Here is a 17,683-nt window from a genome sequence, read left to right on the forward strand (position 1 = left end):
TGGCACCTTTTTTCGTTCCGCTTATTTATCACTCCTATTTCTCCATCCACTCCCGCCGCAAAGCGAAAAGCTCGCGCAGCTCGCTTGTCGACATCTCGGTGACCCAATTCTCGCCGGTGCCGACGATTTGGTCACTGAGGCCTTGCTTACGCTCGATCATCTCGTCGATCCGCTCTTCGAGCGTGCCGAGCGTGACAAACTTGTGCACCTGCACGTTGCGCGTCTGCCCGATGCGGAAAGCGCGATCCGTGGCCTGATTCTCCACGGCCGGATTCCACCAGCGGTCATAGTGGAACACATGATTGGCCGCGGTGAGGTTCAAACCAGTTCCTCCTGCTTTCAGCGAGAGGATGAAGATGTGGCAGCGCTCCTCCGCGGGGAGCGCTGCATCCTGGAAGCGCGCGATCATCGCGTCGCGCTTCACTGCACTTAATCCCCCGTGCAAGAACTGCACGGGTTCGCCCAGCGCCTGCGCAAGCGTAGCCTGCAGCAGGTGGCCCATCTCGACGAACTGGGTGAAGATGAGGCAGCTGCCTCCTTCGCTCCTGAGTTCGTCAATCATTTCAACCAGCCGCTCCAGCTTAGCTGAGCGTACTCTCATTCCCGCGGCGTCGAATGCGCCGCGCCCCTCTTTCACCCCAATCTCCTTCAAAAACAACCCAGGATGATCACAAATCTGCTTCAGCTTCATCAACGCAGTAAGGATCAAGCCTTTTTTCTCTATACTGGTCAGACTTACACTCTTCTCTATACTGTTCAGACTTGCATTTTTTCCTTTACCACCTAAACTTTCTACAACCCCACTCGCTCCCTCAATCTTCTCCAACAAGCTCTGCACGACATTCTCATACAATGCCCCCTGCTCAAGGGTGAGGCGCACATACGCCTTACCCTCATACTTATCAGGTAAATCCAGCTGAATAGCGGGATCCTTCTTTAATCTCCGTAGCAGGAACGGCCTTATCAAACGCTGAACGCGAGCTGTCAGTTCCTTAGCGCCATCCCCATTCTTCTCAATAGGACCAACATACTGTCGGTTAAAATGAGTCAACGTCCCGAGGTACCCCGGGTTCACAAAGTCAAAAATCGACCACAACTCGGTCAATCGATTCTCAATCGGCGTCCCCGTCAAGGCAATTCGTTGCCCCACAGTAAATGCTCGAATCGCCTGCGACTGTTTCGTATAAGCATTCTTAATATTTTGCGCCTCATCTAAACAAAGCGTGTCCCACATGGCGTTAGACAGTTCCTCTTCATCGAGCTGCGCGAGATTATAGGAGGTTATCACCAAATCCGCATCACCCAGCGATGCTTCGAAAGCCTCTCCCTTCGCTCGCTGCGCGCCGTAGTGCAGATGCACTCGTAAGGTAGGTGCAAAACGGGCCAACTCCTTCTGCCAGTTACCAAGCACAGAGGTCGGACAAATGAGCAACGAAGGTTTTGATATTAATTGCTCCTTCACCTTCAACATATAAGCAATAAACTGAATGGTCTTCCCCAGCCCCATATCATCTGCTAGACATCCTCCTAAACCCATGCTTCGCAGGAAAAGAAGCCACGACACCCCCTGCACCTGATACGGCCTAAGCTCTGCTCTCAAACCCTGAATCTCTTCCACCAGTGGAATAGACTTCGTCTGACTCAACTGCTTCATCAAACCACGCAGATGACTATTGAGCTCTACCCTGATCTCCACAGCTTTGCCCTTCTCATCGCCAACCGTCGCTTGCTCTTCCTCGTCATCAGTTCCCTCTACCAAATGCATTTCCAAAACATCCCGGAAAGAAAGTCCCTTCTTTCTCTCGACCTGCCGCATAGTATCGCGAATTTGTTCCAAATGCGCAGGATCCAGCTGCACCCATTTGCCACGTATATAGATCAGGCGCTTCTTTTCCAATGCCATATGCCCAAATTCTTCCTCAGACATATCCACGCCGCCTAGCGCCACTCGCCAATCAAACTGCACGATCTGATCCATCTCAAACATGGCTTTGCGCGTTGCGCCCACAGAGCTTTTGATCTTTGCCTTCAACTGAGGACGAGCCATCTTCTGAATTTCTGCCCACCACGATGGTAAAAAGACGGAAATACCCGCCGCCACCAGCTGTAGACTCGATTCAGTTAGGAAAGTCCACGCCTCATCATCCGACAATTGCTCGATAATTTTGCCTGGTTGATACGCACTCTCCAGCTCTGGCAGCATCCGCAATACACGCTTCGTTTGCTCGTGAAGCTTATCCGCAATGTCGGCCTTCCACGCATGCGGTATCTCGCCAACTAACACATTGCCCGTTGAGCTGAACTCAACGAATCGGTTCGCATCCCTGCGATCCTGTGCAATAAAACGCAACCGCCAATCCGCTGCGTTATCCTTAGCCGTCGTCGTCCCATCGACATACGTCTCCGCATAGGGTTCAACCAGCTGGACACAAATCCGATACGGTGCATCGTCCTGCGCCCACCCAATTGCAATAAGCCAGTCCTCTTCCTGCATCCAAGCCGATTCCGTCACCATAGCCTCGAACCCTGGCTCGTTAACTCGCAGCAACCTATTCGCTTGAAGCAAGCCATTCCACATCCGAGTTAGCCCGAAGTCTGGATCCGTCACCAACAACTCTTCAACGATATGACTGAACCAGCTCTGCCAAAAGCTTTCCGGAAACAACACAGAGTAAAGCTCCGTAAATCTCTCCGCCTGACCCGCAGGCACCTTAAGCTTCCATCCATGGCTGCCCTCGCGCCAAAGCTCATAGGAAGGTACATACCAACTAGCATCTATCGCCTCCCCCAGAAGAACTGATCCTTTTTGCAGCTCCACGAATCCTTCTTCCCAAGATAATCGACTATGAAGCAGCACCCCTGGTGCGCGGAAATAATCCAAAGCCATGGCAGGAGACAGCACAATCGCATCTCCATACGGAATCCGGGTCACTTCCAATTGCGTCCCATAGAACGAGCGTTCATGCCATGCAAAAAGCAGCTTTCGTAACATATAACCAGGAACCTCGTTCGCCTGTTCCGTTTCCCCATATAGAGCAAAGCTTCCCGAAGGCAGCCTCTGCATTCTCATATAAATCGGTGACAAGGTCATCATGGTATCAAATTTCCTCTCCGTAATTCCTCATTGAAAGCGCGATACCGAGCGTATTGCTTAACGATTTGCCCCAAGTACGTTTCAAAACGAGGCGTTAGCTTCAGCTTTTTATAAGCAGCTGCCAACTTCTTTAACAATTTAACGGCTTGTACATAATCGGGACGATTTTTACCCTGAATACACGCTTCAATCGCATGATGATAAATGGGCAGGAGGAAACGAATATTCGCTTTTTCAACGACTTTTATCTGCGCTGAATCGATATGTTCCGTAGTCAGATCCAAGAGCAGACAGAGATCTGCCCACGCCTGATAATCCCCTTTTTTGATTAGAAACTTCGCATAGTGATCGTAACTCGCAGGTAAAAGTGAAATCATGACCTCCCTCTGCTCTTTCTCTACATCTCGCTGTTCCGCTGCCAAACGCCAGAAATTCAAAAAATCGTCCGCATAGCCACGACCATTCCACGCGATCCTCGGCTTTAACCACCGCAACCATTTCAATATACGATCCCACTGACTATCAAAAACAAACTCTCTCAAGTAATCAAACCAATAATCAGGCTCAATCTCGAACATCCCCGATTCCGCACGTTCCCAGGCATTCTCATCCTCACTTTTACTAATAGCCAAATGTATAGATCCAAGCGCTGCGACTTGGCGGGCCTGTTGACTCGCTTGTGGATCCGACAGCAGCTGCCTGAGCCTCATCATTTCTAACTCCAGCATGTCCTTATCCTGAAATAACTGCGTCCATAACAACTTGTACAAATCGATCCAGTCATAGAGGTACACGCTTGAGCCCTTCTCACATATATCAACCAGATATGCCGCTAACTCCTTCAAATGTCCAGCATACTGCTTATTTGTCCTGTTGACGTCAAGCACTTGAAGCGTTGCTTCCAACTGCTCGCGAGCATGCTTCAAGACACGTTTAACATAATAGTTCGTATTTTGATAAAAATCATAGGTAGTCGCCTTCGTCCCTGCCATCATATCGCATAGCTGAATCACATATAGCGCTACTTGGATATCATATAGATTTCGACTCGTCGGTTCCCATATGTCGGCTCGTTTATTGAGTTCCCTCCAAGCACGGATACACACTTCTTCAAGGCTAAAAGCATTATAAATCTTCGCATGACCATATTGTTTATGAAAATAAGCCCGCCACATCTCGCAGCTATCTGTTGGTTGAGGTGAATTATCGGCCTGCTTTGGCGCCTTTGAAACAGGTACATCTAGCTCCAATTGCGTGATCTGCGTCGCCTTTTTGGCACGAAATCTAAACTCCTCTGGATCATATCCATTCTGCTTCGCCACTTCATAAAGCACAGCAGCCATATGCTTACAATTGTAGCCATACGGACAAGAGCAACTACTCCGTGTGAAGGTTTTGAGATCCAAGGTGACCTTGTACTTACTTGTTCCGTCCGCCCTTGCTTTTATGATCGAGGTGCCTTCCACTTGAATATCTCTTACAGCACCTTCCTTAAAATATGTCCAACCTCTTTCGAGGATCGCTATATCAAATTTAGGACGTATCCGTTCGATCCAGAACGGCCAGTCTATATCTAACTCTTGCATGTTTCCTATCCCCCGTTACCCAATCAACTTCCTTCCCTTATTATATAATCAATTCTCCTTACAAAAAACACCCCCCGCCGGAATCATGAATGATTCTTCACGGGAAGTGCTTATCTGTTATTTCCTTAGCATACCTTGATGCGGATGCGGGTGAGTTCCGCAATACTCATCCGTTTCACTACATGTATACACATGCTCATATACGGGTACACAGTGATGACGATTCACGATCTGAATCGGATGAATGACTTGAACCTTTTGCGGGTGGTAGAAATCTCTAACTACTCTTTCTGGATCTGTCATTATCGGGTCAGCAGGTGGACACTGAAATTGTTTACCTTGATTGGGTTGTAAAGCCATGGATGAGTCAACTCCTCTGTTAGTTTGAGATAGTATACGTCTAACCCTAGTCCAGAGAGTGTACCAATGCCTATCTTATCCACAAATGGGCTTTTGCGTGTGGGCCAAGCAGGCATGGGGTCCAAGCAAATGGAAAAGAGCCAGGCTATGTGATGAATACCTATCGGTAAACATAAGTGAATTTAGGTTATCGTTCACAGTATGGGAATTACGCAGTATAATTAGGAACAGGAGCTTGTCACACCCTGACAAGAAGCTAAACGAAATTAATAAGAGGTGATGGGTATGGAAGAATTACTGTATAAAATGATGCTGCAGCTGAAAACTATGGACACAAGGCTCCAAGTCATGGAAACAAAACTAGATGCCGTGGATACAAGACTCGAGGCCATGGACACTCGTTTAGAAGCTGTGGAGACGAAACTAGAATCGATGGACACGAAAATTGACCGTATCCAACATACGATGAATTCACAACATATCGAGAACATCGAATCCGATAGCCGACTTCTCAAAGAGATTCATTCGATGAATGACCGGTTAGATTTTCAAAGAAATAAGATCACAAAAACCGAGGAAGACCTTTACTTACTGAAGCAAAAGTAATAAAAACAGTTGTATTAGGAGAGGGGAATACCCACATGAGCGAGCAATTATTGCTACAAATTCTTGAAGAATTAAAAGAAATGAAAACAGAACAGAAGCAAATGAATGACCGCTTGAATTCAATAGAAGATCTCGTATCTGACATACCTCTGATTAGACAAGCTGTTCTGGAAACACGTGATGATATCAAACAACTAAGAGCTATCCAAAGAAATTTGGCGTCAGAACAACATATATTCGCACATCATTTTAATGTAATTGATAAACAACTGATTGATCACGGAATTGAAATCGACAAGTTAAAAAACAGATAACTCCTGCAGCCCAATGGGCTTTTTATTTTAACCACAAATAGAACAAATGTTCCGTTGTCACTATTAACTGTCTTAGAATGGTCATTTTCGCAAACAAAAAAGACTCCCGAAGGAGTCTTTCTCACTGCATATGCAGAAGCTCTGACGAGCTTCTTACATCATGCCACCCATACCGCCCATGCCGCCCATATCAGGCATGCCGCCTTTGTCTTTCTCAGGCTTGTCAGCGATTACCGCTTCTGTTGTCAAGAACATAGCTGCAACAGATGCTGCGTTTTGAAGTGCGGAACGTGTTACTTTCGCAGGGTCAACGATACCAGCTTCGAACATGTTTACCCATTGTCCGGTAGCTGCGTTATAACCGATGCCTACTTTTTCATTTTTCAAGCGCTCAACGATAACGGAGCCTTCTTGACCAGCGTTAGCTGCGATTGTGCGAACAGGCTCTTCAAGGGAACGAAGGATGATGTTAACACCCGTTTGCTCGTCACCTGTTGCTACTACTTTCGCTACTGCGTTGTATACGTTAACTAGGGCAGTACCACCACCAGAAACGATACCTTCTTCAACTGCTGCACGAGTCGCGTTCAAAGCATCTTCGATGCGAAGCTTGCGCTCTTTCAATTCAGTTTCAGTCGCTGCGCCAACTTTGATAACAGCTACGCCGCCAGAAAGTTTAGCCAAACGCTCTTGCAGTTTTTCTTTATCGAATTCGGAAGTTGTTTCTTCCAATTGGGAACGGATTTGTGTTACACGAGCTTTAATATCTTGCGGGTTACCAGCACCATCAACGATGATTGTGTTTTCTTTGGTAACACGGATTTGACGAGCGCTACCCAATTGATCAGGAGTTGTGGATTTCAGATCCAATCCAAGCTCTTCTGTAATCACTTGTCCACCTGTTAGAGCAGCGATATCGCCAAGCATAGCTTTACGACGGTCACCGAAACCAGGAGCTTTAACAGCTACGCAAGTGAATGTGCCACGAAGTCTGTTCACAACAAGAGTTGCTTGTGCTTCGCCTTCAACATCTTCAGCAATGATCAGAAGTTGTTTACCGGATTGAACCACTTTTTCAAGAACAGGCAAGATTTCTTGGATGTTCGAGATTTTTTTGTCCGTGATCAAGATGTACGGGTTGTCCAGAACTGCTTCCATTTTATCCGTATCTGTGATCATGTATGGGGATGTGTACCCACGGTCGAATTGCATACCTTCTACAACCTCAAGCTCCGTCAAGAAGCCTTTGGATTCTTCAACTGTGATAACACCGTCTTTACCTACTTTTTCCATTGCTTCAGCGATCAACTCGCCTACTTCTTCGTCAGCTGCAGAGATTGCTGCAACTTGTGCGATGGATTGTTTGCCTTCGATAGGCTTAGCAATTTTTTGAAGCTCTTCTACAGCTGCTTTAACAGCTTTCTCGATACCTTTGCGGATAACCATTGGGTTAGCGCCTGCAGTAACGTTTTTCAGACCTTCACGGATCATCGCTTGCGCTAGAACCGTTGCTGTTGTTGTACCGTCTCCGGCAACATCGTTCGTTTTGGTAGCAACTTCTTTAACAAGTTGAGCTCCCATGTTTTCGAAAGCATCTTCAAGCTCGATTTCTTTCGCGATTGTAACACCGTCATTCGTGATCAACGGGCTACCGAATTTTTTCTCAAGTACAACGTTACGGCCTTTTGGACCTAGTGTTACTTTAACGGCATTCGCCAAAGCATCTACCCCGCGAAGCATCGCGCGGCGTGCGTCTTCACTGAACTTAATTTCTTTTGCCACGATAGGAAACCTCCTCTAATTAAAAACCTAGATAAATTATTAAGTACGTCTAGCCGATCTATATGCTGCTCTAACTTAGGCTAATACAGCGAGAATGTCGCTTTCGCGCAAGATCAACAGTTCGCGGCCTTCGTATTTCACTTCAGTTCCAGCGTATTTGGAGAAAATGATGCGGTCGCCTTCGCTTACTTCAAGCGCAACACGTACACCATCTTTCAACGCGCCTGCGCCAACGGCTACAACTTTACCTTCTTGTGGTTTTTCTTTAGCTGTATCTGGCAGCACGATGCCACTTGCTGTAGTCTCCTCTTTCGCAACGGCTTCAATGATAACTCGATCACCTAACGGTCTGATCATGGAAAAATAGCCTCCTTTAGAAAATTGGTCTTAGTTAAATTTCATTTATTAGCACTCGAATGTGTTTAGTGCTAACAACACCTCTTATGATACTCATTCTGGGAGGAATTTGCAAGTCCTTTTACACATTTTTCATTCTTTCGGACACCCCCCTCATTCTACCCAAATGATAACCAAATATTCCCTTCAAAAATGAAAAAAATAGCCTGCCTCAAAGGCAGACTGTCTTCTTATTTAGGACCAAACTCCCGTTCCCAAGCGGCATCGTTCGCAAGCTGTTTACGATAAATGAAACCAGACATAAAGACACTGAATTCATACAAAATAATAAGCGGAACTGAAACTAAAATGGCAGAAATCGCATCCGGCGGGGTAATAACGGTCGCCAGAATCACCATTATCATGTAAGCATACCTTCTAAACTTGTGCAGACGCTTCGGGTTTAGCAGCTTAATCTTCGTGAGAAACATCACCACGATCGGCATCTCAAAAACAATGGCCAGCGGAAGAATAATGTTAAACATAAAGGTAAAATACTGCGCAGCACCATACATCTCCGTAATCTCAAGGCTCTTACTAATGGATGAAGTAAAGTAAAACGCCATCGGAAAAACAACCCAGTACCCGAAGGAAAGTCCGAGTAAAAACAGTAAAAATGCATATGGAATATAAATAATCGAAGCCTTCTGTTCCGTTTCCCGCAGGCCTGGTTTAACGAAAGCCCAGATATGATACAGAATAACGGGCAATGTGATGAGAAGACCAACAGCTAAACCAAAATTCATATACAACCGCAGGGCATCCCAAGGCGAGAATACGTTCCACCCTATGCCATCTGCTGGGGGGATACTTTTCAGATAACGAATGACCGGTTTCGCAGCAACGAGTCCACCCACCATGCCAATGACCAGAACAACTAATATCCACATTATTCGCTTACGCAGCTCACCAAGGTGATCTATGAGTGACATTTCTTCATTTTCCAACTTATTTCACCTACCTAATCTAGTGGATAAACCTGGACGGCTGAACCACTTGCTAATCTAAAATCAACTACACTAATCCGGTAACCTGCGGGAATTGCTTGCGCTGCCTGACTGCTGGGATGGCGCCGGGGTAGGGGCCGAGGCCTGTGCAGGAGCGGCGGACAACTCATCGCTTGCTGCTTGTGAGGCTGATTGTGCGAGTGGAGCTGAGATTGCTTCTGCAGCTTCAACAATAGGCGTACCGGTAACCTGAACAACCTCAGAAGACTTGTTGGTTACGAAAGCCACAGCAGGCTTCACTGCGGGTGAGCTTGTCATTTCAGCCTCGGCTTCCGCGCTCATCGAGTCTTGTTGTGATGACGTGAGTGAGGCCGTCGAATCTTCATCTGGTACAACCACACTGGCTACCGTAACCGGTGTAATCGGGTCTGGTACAACGCGAGTGTTTGATGTTAAAGGTGCTTTCGGCTCATCATTCATCAGCTCATTCGTAGCTTGTTTGAAGTCCCTAAGTGTCTTGCCAAGCATTCTGCCGATCTCTGGCAGCTTTTGCGGACCGAAAATGACAAGGGCAACGACGGCGATCAATATGAGCTCAGTGAATCCTATATTTTGAAACATGGACTTCATCTCCATTATGTGTTGCGTTATGAATACAAGTAGATATATCTCTCAAAACGTGAAAATGACTGGATACATCCTATGACAGGCTTGATCCAGATCATCGTCATCTTTAACATTGATAAAATCCGCCGTAGCCCATCTCCGTGATGTCACTACGCACGATCTCCTCGCCTGCGCAGATGCGCGGCAGCAGCACATCAAAGGACGTGTACGGGTCGTGCATCACACAACCCGGCAATCCCATGATCGGCAGATCGCCCAAGTAGGCGATCATCAGCATCGAGCCCGGCAGCATCGGCGTGCCGTAGCTGACCACGCGGGCGCCGGCCGCCTTGATCGCACCTGGCGTGCGATCATCCGGGTCCACGGACATGCCGCCCGTGACCAACACCAGATCCACGCCCAGCGCCGCTAGCGCGTGGATCTCACCTACAATCGCTTCGCTGTCATCCGACACGAAGCGTTGGTCTACAACCTCGGAGCCGAGCTGCGCGACCTTCTCTTTCACAACCGGGCCGAATTTATCCTTAATTCGGCCCTTGAAGACCTCGCTGCCCGTCGTGATAACGCCGACGCGCAGCTTCCGAAACGGCTTCACCTCTAACAAGGTGAAGCCCTCCTCACGTCGAGCCGCTGCTAAGCGCTCGACCTCTACAACCTTCGCTTCGTCGACGATCAGCGGGATCACCCGCGTACCGACCAGCGAAGCGCCTGCCTGAACGACCGTGTTGCTGCGAATCGTTGACAACACGACCTCATCGATGGCGTTCACGCTGTCCACGAACGCCTTATCGATCTTCACTAAGCCGTGAATCTCCGATTTCACGTTCACTTTGCCCTCATGCGGCTCCGTCAGCTTGAGGTTCTCACCCGCTATGGCTTTCGCCATACGCAAGGCAGCCTCATCCTCATGGAGATAGCCTGGCTGCAGCTCCATCACATAGATATGTTCCTTGCCAATGCTCAGCAGGGCAGGAATGTCAGCTTCTGTTACCTGATGACCTTTGCGGAACAGACGACCTTTGAACTCGCCTGGCAGAATCTGCGTGAGATCATGCGGCAGAATCATGCCGATCGCATCTTCCACTCTAACTTCTCGCAGCATGGAAGTGTCTTTACTCATCACGAGTCACCCTTTTTCCCTGGCTTGCGTTCCTCACTCTCGTCACCCGTGATCGCCTTCTTTGCCTGTCAGAATACCCAGCGCATGAGGAAGTTGATCAATAATCGCCATCAAATTCTCTTGAACACCCTTCGGACTTCCTGGCAAATTAATGATCAGCGTACGTCCGCGAATACCAGAAACGGCTCTTGAAAGCATAGCTTTCTTCGTTTTCTGCATCGAGATCATGCGCATTGCTTCAGCAAAGCCTGGTGCAACACGATCAATCACATTAAGCGTTGCTTCTGGTGTTACATCCCGCGGAGCCAGACCTGTTCCGCCCGTTGTTAGAATTAAATCAGCTTGATAATAATCAGTCATCTCTATTAAGGAAGCCATAATTTCATCCATCTCGTCCGGTACAACCCGATACTCGACGATCACACCTTGAATTTCCTCTTCAATCAGCTCGCGGATTACCTGAGCGCTAGTGTCTTCTCGTTCTCCTCGGTAACCGCGGTCACTGGCTGTCAAAATCGCAACTTTCCAGTGCATCCTTCGTCACCTCTCCCTTGTGTTCACTGAATGAGATAACCCCACTAACCTACGTGATTGTCGGCATTTCACTTGTAACATCACGCTTTATTGTCTTGCCTGTGAAAATCCCCGTTTTTACCGCCTGTTTTCATAACAAGCAGGGTCGAGTTAATGATCATATCTTTCTCTACAGCTTTGCACATGTCGTACACGGTCAGTGCCGCGGCGGAAACAGCTGTTAGTGCTTCCATTTCTACCCCAGTAGGACCCGTTGTTCGTACAGTTGCTTCTATGTATAGTTCATTGATGCCATTATTCGAAAACTGAATATCTACCCCAGTTAAGGCAATAGGATGGCACATCGGTATCCAGTCTGACGTTTTCTTGGCGGCCATGATGCCAGCCACTTGAGCCACGGCGAGGACATCGCCTTTTTTCATTTTACCCTGCAGGATTAAATCAAGCGTTGCTGACTTCATTAATAAGGTAGAGCGTGCAGTGGCTGTGCGCTTCGTCTCATCTTTATCCGATATGTCGACCATTCGCGCTCTTCCCTGTTCATTAAAATGCGTCAATGGTGAAGAATCGGGCACGGAAATCACCTCTATATTAGGTTTCTGATTTGAACACCATCTTACTTTCGGTTACGATGCCATCCACTCGGAAATCATGCCAAGAGGAAGGTACAGCAGGAATCAATTGCTTATCAAAAGCAGCCGCAACAGCAAAAGGTCTTTTCAGACCACGTGCAGCGAATAGTTGCATAAAGCGATCATAAAAACCGCCGCCGTAACCCAATCGGCCAAAATCCAGATCAAATGCTAACCCTGGCACGACAATCATCGAAATTGTACCCAAATCATGTTCAATTGGAACATCACTCCGCGGCTCTCTGATCCCATAGGCACCACTTTCGAGATCTTCATAACGACTTATGATATGCAAGTTCATCGTTTTCGTATCTGCCACTACCTTCGGTATCAACACACGAATTCCCTGCTGCCAGCACCATTCCATTAATGGCGCAACGTCTGGCTCTGAACGAAAAGGCATATAGCTCATCAGCGTCGGCTGTGGACTGGACGGTACTTGCCCCTGACCCAACAACTTATCTGAACATAGCTTCACCATTCTCTGGTGTATCAGTTGCTGCTTCTCATCCCGTGTCTCTGCAACAATCGAAGCACGTCGTATTTCCATTTCCTTGCGTAATTCTATTTTCCGCTCTCGGATGTTCATCATAAGCTACAGCCCTTCCTAGCGAGGAGTGGTTTCCCCCATTTTAACATAAATAAGCTAAAAAACTATACTCGTGCCTAAGACCCTGTCGAATCGGCTTTATTTCAGGTCATTTGACACTCAATTTCTTACCTATGTCTAGTCACTCCATGCCTAAATTAAGCAGGCGTTACCCACATACTTCGTGTATACTAATGATTTGATGGGATTGAAATAGCACCCTAGGGTCACCTTAAAAAGGTTCTTACATTAATATGTATCTAAAACGCAGGAGGTAGCAGCAACATGCTATTACAAGTTTCTAACATATCCAAAAGCTACGGGGTACGCTCCGTTCTCTCTAATATAACGCTTCAGATTGAAAATCGGGAACGCATCGGGCTCGTCGGTGTCAATGGTGCCGGGAAGTCTACCCTTCTTCAAATCATTGCGGGTGAGATGTCGTATGATACCGGCGATCTTTTCAAAGCGAAGGAAACCAAAATCGGCTATTTAAAGCAAAACAGCGGACTCAACACCGACAAATCCATTTGGAATGAGCTGCTCAGCGTGTTCAGTTCACTATTGGAAACCGAACGCGAGCTGCGTGAGCTGGAAGCCCAGATGGCTGATCCTGACCTCATCTCCGATGAGAAAAAATATGAGTCCACCATGAATCGGTATGCGCTGCGCTCCGAATGGTTTCGTGAGCATGGCGGGTATGAAATTGAGGCCAAAATTCGCGGCATTTTGCACGGGATGGGCTTCGGGCAGTTCGCTCCAGAAACCTTGGTGAACACCCTCAGCGGAGGACAGAAAACGAGATTGGCTCTGGCTAAAATGCTGCTGGAAGAACCCGATCTGCTCATGCTCGATGAGCCTACCAACCACTTGGACATCGCCACATTAACGTGGCTCGAAGGTTATTTACGCGGCTACCCAGGCGCTATACTCGTTGTCTCACATGACCGCTATTTCCTTGATGCGCTGGTGACTTCGATTTATGAAATTGAAAGACATGCTTCCAAACGGTATACGGGCAATTATTCCCGTTTTATCGAAATTAAAGAAGCGAACTATGAAATTGAAATGAAACAGTTTGAAAAGCAGCAGGAGGAAATCTCGAAGTTGGAAGATTTCGTGCAGCGTAACATTGTGCGTGCTTCGACGACGAAGAGAGCGCAGTCCCGCCGTAAGCAATTGGAGAAAATGGACCGTTTGGATAAGCCGATGGGCGATTTGAAACGTGCTTCCTTCTCCTTCGAGATTGAGCAAACTTCGGGAAAAGAAGTCTTGCAGGTGGATCGTTTATCGCTTTCCTATGATGGACGGAACCGTCTTCTCGACGGTGTCTCTTTCCAACTTCGTCGTTCCGAAACCGCTGCACTTATCGGGCCTAACGGCGTAGGGAAATCTACCCTGCTCAAAACCTTGATCGGGCTGCATAAGCAAGATGCAGGTACGTTCAAATGGGGAGCTGGCGTCACGATTGGTTATTACGATCAAGAGCAGAAAGGTTTAAATCCGTCCAACAACGTGTTGGAAGAAGTGTGGAACACATATCCTCATCTAGAAGAAGCGCGTATTCGCACCGTGCTTGGCAGCTTTCTTTTTAGCGGTGAGGACGTGTTTAAGAAGATTGCTGCTTTGAGCGGCGGAGAAAAAGCTCGTGTATCCCTAGCGAAGCTCATGCTTCAGAAGGCCAACGTATTGATTCTCGATGAGCCTACCAATCATCTCGATTTATATAGTAAAGAAGTGCTCGAGTCAGCTTTGATGGACTACGAGGGTACGCTGCTCTTCATCTCTCATGATCGTTATTTCCTCAATAAAATGGCTGAGAGCATGCTAGATCTGCAAAAGGATGGCTTAACCAGCTATCTAGGTAACTATGACGACTATGTGGAGAAAAAAGCAGAGCTTGCTGAAATGGAAGCGAAGCGTTTGGCCAAAGAGGCGGAAAAGAAGTCTTCTGGGGGGGCAGCCTCGGGGTCATCCGTTAATTCCACTGCTGTGAAAGCTGATCCTGCCAGCGGTGGAAGTTACGAAGCGGACAAGCTGGCTAAACGCGAGGAACGCAGTCGTCAACGGAAGTTGGAGCAGCTAGAGCTCGATATCGCTCGTCTTGAAGAGGAAGTTACGGCTCTTGAGGCTGAGCTTGCTGATCCGGCTGTGTATAATGACTATGTGCTTGTTCAGGAGAAAACGGCTGAGGTTGATAAGCGTAAGAGTTCACTTGCGTCTTGTTATGAGGAATGGGAAGCTTTATTGGCTTAAAATATGGTTGGAGCAGGAGTTCACGTCGGAAGACGTGGACTTTTTTGTTGTTCGACCATTTATCTGGCGGTTGTCCTGTGGACAAGTTCACAAAATGTTCAAAGTTACCCACAGACACGGCGGATTTCATATCAGAATTTCATTGCCCGCGCCCTTTGAGCGCATAGCTTTCGGCTTGCCAATGCCTTCTTATACACAGAAAAATAATGACGAATTGTTCCGATAATTTCACTTGATCTCATTTTCGCCCATTTTAGTTGCACACAATGTTATCCACAGAAAAAGGGCGACGATTTCCGCCACCCATCAGCCTTTTATTCATTTTTCCACAAGGTTATCCACATTACCCACATTTTTTTGTGAAAAAGTTATCCCTTTTAACCCCCACCCAAAAAGGTTGATATCTCGGGTTTTCTTTGAGTTATACACATTGTACACAGGGTATGTGTATAACTTTGCTCACAAGCTGTGTATATATCTAAGTTTTCTTACAATTTAGGTGCGCGGGGCGAAAATTGTTGTCTACGAAGCTGTTATCACCTTCGAAGGTTCTCCGGACGTGACACTATTTTGCATCCGAACGGCTTGGTTACAGGCTGAAATGAATGCTTTGGCTACCGCGACAAGGATATCTTGGTCGATGCCAGTGTTTTTGTACGTTTGACCGTTTACTGAGATCGTTACCTCAGCCTCCCCCGTTGCTTTCTCTCCTGTGGACAACGAGTGCAGTTCAAGATCAGAGAACACCACATCCATCGGGATGGCTTGCTGCAGACAGTGAACGATGGCTTCGATCGGGCCTTCCCCTGTACCGGAGTAGATGCTCTCTGTGCCTGTCTGATTATTTCTTACCGAGACGGAAGCGACACGATTGCGATCACTGCTCGAAATGACTTGCATATGCGCTAGCGTGAAAGGCTCCATTTGCCCATCAACGGTGCTGCCTACAAGCTCCATCAGCTGGTCGTCTGTGACCATTTTCTGCTCGTCGGCTTTTTCTTTAAAACGTGTATAAAGTGTTTCTAGTTCTTCTCCTGTAAGCTCGATACCAAACTGTCCAACACGATGCTTCAGTGCGTGGCGGCCTGAGTGCTTGCCAAGGATAATCATAGAGCGCGGAATGCCTAGCTTTTCTGGATCCATAATCTCATATGTGTTGCGGTTTTTCAGCAGTCCATCCTGATGAATGCCCGCTTCGTGCTGGAAGGCATTTCGGCCAACAATTGGCTTGTTGTACGCAATCGGGAAGCCCATGATGCGGCTGACCATTTTGGAGGTGTTAAAAATCTCACTCGTCACGATGCCCGTTTCCACGCCCATCGAATGCTTACGCGTCTCAATCGCCATGACTAGCTCTTCCAGTGAACAGTTCCCCGCACGCTCGCCAACTCCGTTCACGGTTACTTCCACATGCGTGACTCCTGCTGCAATAGCCGCAAGGCTGTTGGCCACAGCAAGCCCCAGATCATTATGGCAGTGTGCGCTATACTCCACGGTATCGCCGCCTCTCACACTTTGACGTACTCTGCGGAACATCGCACCGTACTCTTCCGGAAGCGCATAGCCCACTGTGTCGGGGATGTTAAGAATGGTGGCGCCTTCGGCAATGACCGCTTCCAGCACTTCGAAAAGAAACTCATCACCCGTCCGCGTCGCGTCCATCGGCGAAAATTCGATCCGATCGACGAATTGCTTCGCATAACCGACCATAGCGCGAGCCATCTCGACAACCTGCTGGCGCGATTTGCGCAGCTGAAAATCTAGGTGAATGTCCGATGAGGACAGGAACATGTGGATACGTCGAGATGCCGCATCCTGCGTAGCTTTGACCGCAGCATCGATATCCGCTTTGACTGCACGGGCGAAACCGCAAATTTCAATGCCTTGCAGTTCGCGTGAAATTTGCTGTACGGCTTGGAAATCGCCTGGACTTGAGATCGGGAAGCCCGGCTCTATCGTGTCGATACCCATTAGAGCAAGTTGCCTCGCGATGCGGATTTTTTCTTCGGGGTAGAGGGATGCTCCCGGTGCCTGCTCGCCATCTCGTAGAGTCGTATCAAAAATGCGAATGCGTCGATTTGTATTTGTGTTGTTTTCCATGGTTAATTCCTCCTCAAGGTATGCCCGTAGGGGGCGTGAAGTTGTATGCGTATCGTCTGCTTGGTGTCGTCTTCTGTAAGCGTGAATTTCATCACTACAGTGTGCGATTGGTGGGATGCGACTTGTTTTACTGTACTGAAAGCATGAATTTCAGCGTTACAGCGTGTGATTGGTGAGATCTGACTTGTATTCTTGCGCTATAAGCATGAATTTCAGCGTTACAGCGTGTGATTGGTGGAATGCGACGTTTTTCTTGAGCTGTAAGCGTGATTTTCACCGTTACAGCGTGGGATTGGAAGGATGCGGCTTGTTTTCATCAGATGTGACTAGTGGCTGCAGCGCACTTTCCACAGACGACAAAAAGACCCGTCATCTCCACATAAGAGACGACGGGTCTTCACCCAGCGCGGTACCACTCTTGTTGACTCCGTCAAGGAGCCCACCTCAGATATAGCAAGCAAGCTTTTGCTCGCTACATCACCCGATCACGGAGGTCATCCGTTCATCCCTAACAGCTAATCTGCAGCTAATCAGGATGACCGCTTCCAAGCGAGTTCGGGGCGTTCTCGGTCTGCGTCGCATCAACCCGCAGCTTTCTGTACCAGAGAAATGAGCCCTTACTACTCTTGTTCATTGCGTTATTTATATGTGTCGTTACTTCAATGTTTCATTCGCAATTGTGCAGTATGCGCATACCGCCACAACTTTCAGAACAACCAAAAAAGCCTGCCATCTCTATA

15 protein-coding genes and 2 other annotated features (1 of these 17 cut by a window edge) are annotated in these 17,683 nt (G+C 47.7%); of the genes, 3 read left to right on the top strand and 12 right to left on the bottom strand.

Translation table 11 applies throughout. The features are described 5' to 3' along the window. Nucleotides 1–34: 34 nt before the first annotated feature. From AC1DVJ_RS01645 to AC1DVJ_RS01655, 3 genes are all read right to left on the bottom strand, one after another. A complete protein-coding gene (locus AC1DVJ_RS01645) occupies nt 35–3,094 on the bottom strand; it encodes a DEAD/DEAH box helicase (RefSeq protein ID WP_477587838.1) in 3,060 nt (1,019 codons plus the stop codon). Continuing rightward, nucleotides 3,091–4,680, bottom strand: coding sequence for an SWIM zinc finger family protein (locus AC1DVJ_RS01650; RefSeq protein ID WP_477587839.1), 1,590 nt, complete (start codon nt 4,678–4,680; stop codon nt 3,091–3,093). Before AC1DVJ_RS01650 ends, AC1DVJ_RS01645 begins: the two co-directional genes overlap by 4 nt. A gap of 117 nt (nt 4,681–4,797) precedes the next feature. Next, the gene (locus AC1DVJ_RS01655; RefSeq protein ID WP_171632523.1) at nt 4,798–5,040 is read right to left on the bottom strand and encodes a hypothetical protein; all 243 of its coding nucleotides are present in this window, start codon (nt 5,038–5,040) and stop codon (nt 4,798–4,800) included. Between the two features lie 285 nt (nt 5,041–5,325). On the opposite strand from AC1DVJ_RS01655, the gene AC1DVJ_RS01660 reads away from it, so the two are divergent. Then, entirely contained in the window at nt 5,326–5,646 is a 321-nt protein-coding gene (locus AC1DVJ_RS01660; protein ID WP_477587840.1) for a hypothetical protein, read from the top strand. A gap of 35 nt (nt 5,647–5,681) precedes the next feature. After that, nucleotides 5,682–5,960, top strand: a complete 279-nt coding sequence (locus AC1DVJ_RS01665; protein WP_477587841.1) for a hypothetical protein — start codon at nt 5,682–5,684, stop codon at nt 5,958–5,960. A 153-nt stretch (nt 5,961–6,113) separates the two neighbouring features. Here the strand turns inward: AC1DVJ_RS01665 and groL are convergent, their stop codons facing one another. From groL to AC1DVJ_RS01705, 8 genes are all read right to left on the bottom strand, one after another. Continuing rightward, complete coding sequence (gene groL, locus AC1DVJ_RS01670; protein WP_477587842.1) at nt 6,114–7,742, bottom strand: chaperonin GroEL; 1,629 nt, start codon at nt 7,740–7,742, stop codon at nt 6,114–6,116. A 75-nt stretch (nt 7,743–7,817) separates the two neighbouring features. Further along, entirely contained in the window at nt 7,818–8,099 is a 282-nt protein-coding gene (groES, locus tag AC1DVJ_RS01675) for a co-chaperone GroES (protein ID WP_310499739.1), read from the bottom strand. Nucleotides 8,100–8,329: 230 nt separating this feature from the next. Further along, nucleotides 8,330–9,070 (bottom strand): twin-arginine translocase subunit TatC, encoded by a 741-nt coding sequence (tatC, locus tag AC1DVJ_RS01680; RefSeq protein WP_477588056.1) that lies wholly within the window; start codon nt 9,068–9,070, stop codon nt 8,330–8,332. An 87-nt stretch (nt 9,071–9,157) separates the two neighbouring features. Next, nucleotides 9,158–9,706: a twin-arginine translocase TatA/TatE family subunit gene (locus AC1DVJ_RS01685; protein WP_477587843.1), complete on the bottom strand. Its 549-nt coding sequence runs from the start codon at nt 9,704–9,706 to the stop codon at nt 9,158–9,160. 112 nt (nt 9,707–9,818) lie between these two features. Next, nucleotides 9,819–10,832, bottom strand: coding sequence for a molybdopterin-binding protein (locus AC1DVJ_RS01690; protein ID WP_477587844.1), 1,014 nt, complete (start codon nt 10,830–10,832; stop codon nt 9,819–9,821). A 42-nt stretch (nt 10,833–10,874) separates the two neighbouring features. Further along, nucleotides 10,875–11,366, bottom strand: coding sequence for a MogA/MoaB family molybdenum cofactor biosynthesis protein (locus tag AC1DVJ_RS01695; protein WP_477587845.1), 492 nt, complete (start codon nt 11,364–11,366; stop codon nt 10,875–10,877). A gap of 80 nt (nt 11,367–11,446) precedes the next feature. Next, nucleotides 11,447–11,941, bottom strand: a complete 495-nt coding sequence (gene moaC, locus AC1DVJ_RS01700; RefSeq protein WP_477587847.1) for a cyclic pyranopterin monophosphate synthase MoaC — start codon at nt 11,939–11,941, stop codon at nt 11,447–11,449. 16 nt (nt 11,942–11,957) lie between these two features. Continuing rightward, a complete protein-coding gene (locus AC1DVJ_RS01705) occupies nt 11,958–12,590 on the bottom strand; it encodes a 5-formyltetrahydrofolate cyclo-ligase (RefSeq protein ID WP_477587848.1) in 633 nt (210 codons plus the stop codon). Nucleotides 12,591–12,872: 282 nt separating this feature from the next. On the opposite strand from AC1DVJ_RS01705, the gene AC1DVJ_RS01710 reads away from it, so the two are divergent. Further along, nucleotides 12,873–14,843, top strand: coding sequence for an ABC-F family ATP-binding cassette domain-containing protein (locus AC1DVJ_RS01710; protein ID WP_477587850.1), 1,971 nt, complete (start codon nt 12,873–12,875; stop codon nt 14,841–14,843). Between the two features lie 522 nt (nt 14,844–15,365). On the opposite strand, the gene AC1DVJ_RS01715 is transcribed toward AC1DVJ_RS01710, so the two are convergent. Further along, entirely contained in the window at nt 15,366–16,943 is a 1,578-nt protein-coding gene (locus AC1DVJ_RS01715) for a 2-isopropylmalate synthase (RefSeq protein WP_477587852.1), read from the bottom strand. Between the two features lie 379 nt (nt 16,944–17,322). Continuing rightward, nucleotides 17,323–17,586: a binding site (T-box leader), on the bottom strand. Nucleotides 17,587–17,682: 96 nt separating this feature from the next. Continuing rightward, nucleotide 17,683, bottom strand: a binding site (T-box leader) (it continues 252 nt past the right edge of the window).

This window comes from Paenibacillus sp. P4_A9 (genome assembly GCF_056402415.1).

What these genes read in the sequence shown, in the direction of transcription:
- AC1DVJ_RS01685 (WP_477587843.1), bottom strand. Translation starts at nt 9,706, where the DNA reads ATGTTTCAAAATATAGGATTCACTGAGCTCATATTGATCGCCGTCGTT.
- AC1DVJ_RS01650 (WP_477587839.1), bottom strand. Translation starts at nt 4,680, where the DNA reads ATGCAAGAGTTAGATATAGACTGGCCGTTCTGGATCGAACGGATACGT.
- AC1DVJ_RS01710 (WP_477587850.1), top strand. Translation starts at nt 12,873, where the DNA reads ATGCTATTACAAGTTTCTAACATATCCAAAAGCTACGGGGTACGCTCC.
- AC1DVJ_RS01645 (WP_477587838.1), bottom strand. Translation starts at nt 3,094, where the DNA reads ATGATGACCTTGTCACCGATTTATATGAGAATGCAGAGGCTGCCTTCG.
- AC1DVJ_RS01660 (WP_477587840.1), top strand. Translation starts at nt 5,326, where the DNA reads ATGGAAGAATTACTGTATAAAATGATGCTGCAGCTGAAAACTATGGAC.
- AC1DVJ_RS01695 (WP_477587845.1), bottom strand. Translation starts at nt 11,366, where the DNA reads ATGCACTGGAAAGTTGCGATTTTGACAGCCAGTGACCGCGGTTACCGA.
- AC1DVJ_RS01690 (WP_477587844.1), bottom strand. Translation starts at nt 10,832, where the DNA reads ATGAGTAAAGACACTTCCATGCTGCGAGAAGTTAGAGTGGAAGATGCG.
- AC1DVJ_RS01655 (WP_171632523.1), bottom strand. Translation starts at nt 5,040, where the DNA reads ATGGCTTTACAACCCAATCAAGGTAAACAATTTCAGTGTCCACCTGCT.
- AC1DVJ_RS01715 (WP_477587852.1), bottom strand. Translation starts at nt 16,943, where the DNA reads ATGGAAAACAACACAAATACAAATCGACGCATTCGCATTTTTGATACG.
- AC1DVJ_RS01665 (WP_477587841.1), top strand. Translation starts at nt 5,682, where the DNA reads ATGAGCGAGCAATTATTGCTACAAATTCTTGAAGAATTAAAAGAAATG.
- AC1DVJ_RS01705 (WP_477587848.1), bottom strand. Translation starts at nt 12,590, where the DNA reads ATGATGAACATCCGAGAGCGGAAAATAGAATTACGCAAGGAAATGGAA.
- tatC (WP_477588056.1), bottom strand. Translation starts at nt 9,070, where the DNA reads ATGTCACTCATAGATCACCTTGGTGAGCTGCGTAAGCGAATAATGTGG.
- groES (WP_310499739.1), bottom strand. Translation starts at nt 8,099, where the DNA reads ATGATCAGACCGTTAGGTGATCGAGTTATCATTGAAGCCGTTGCGAAA.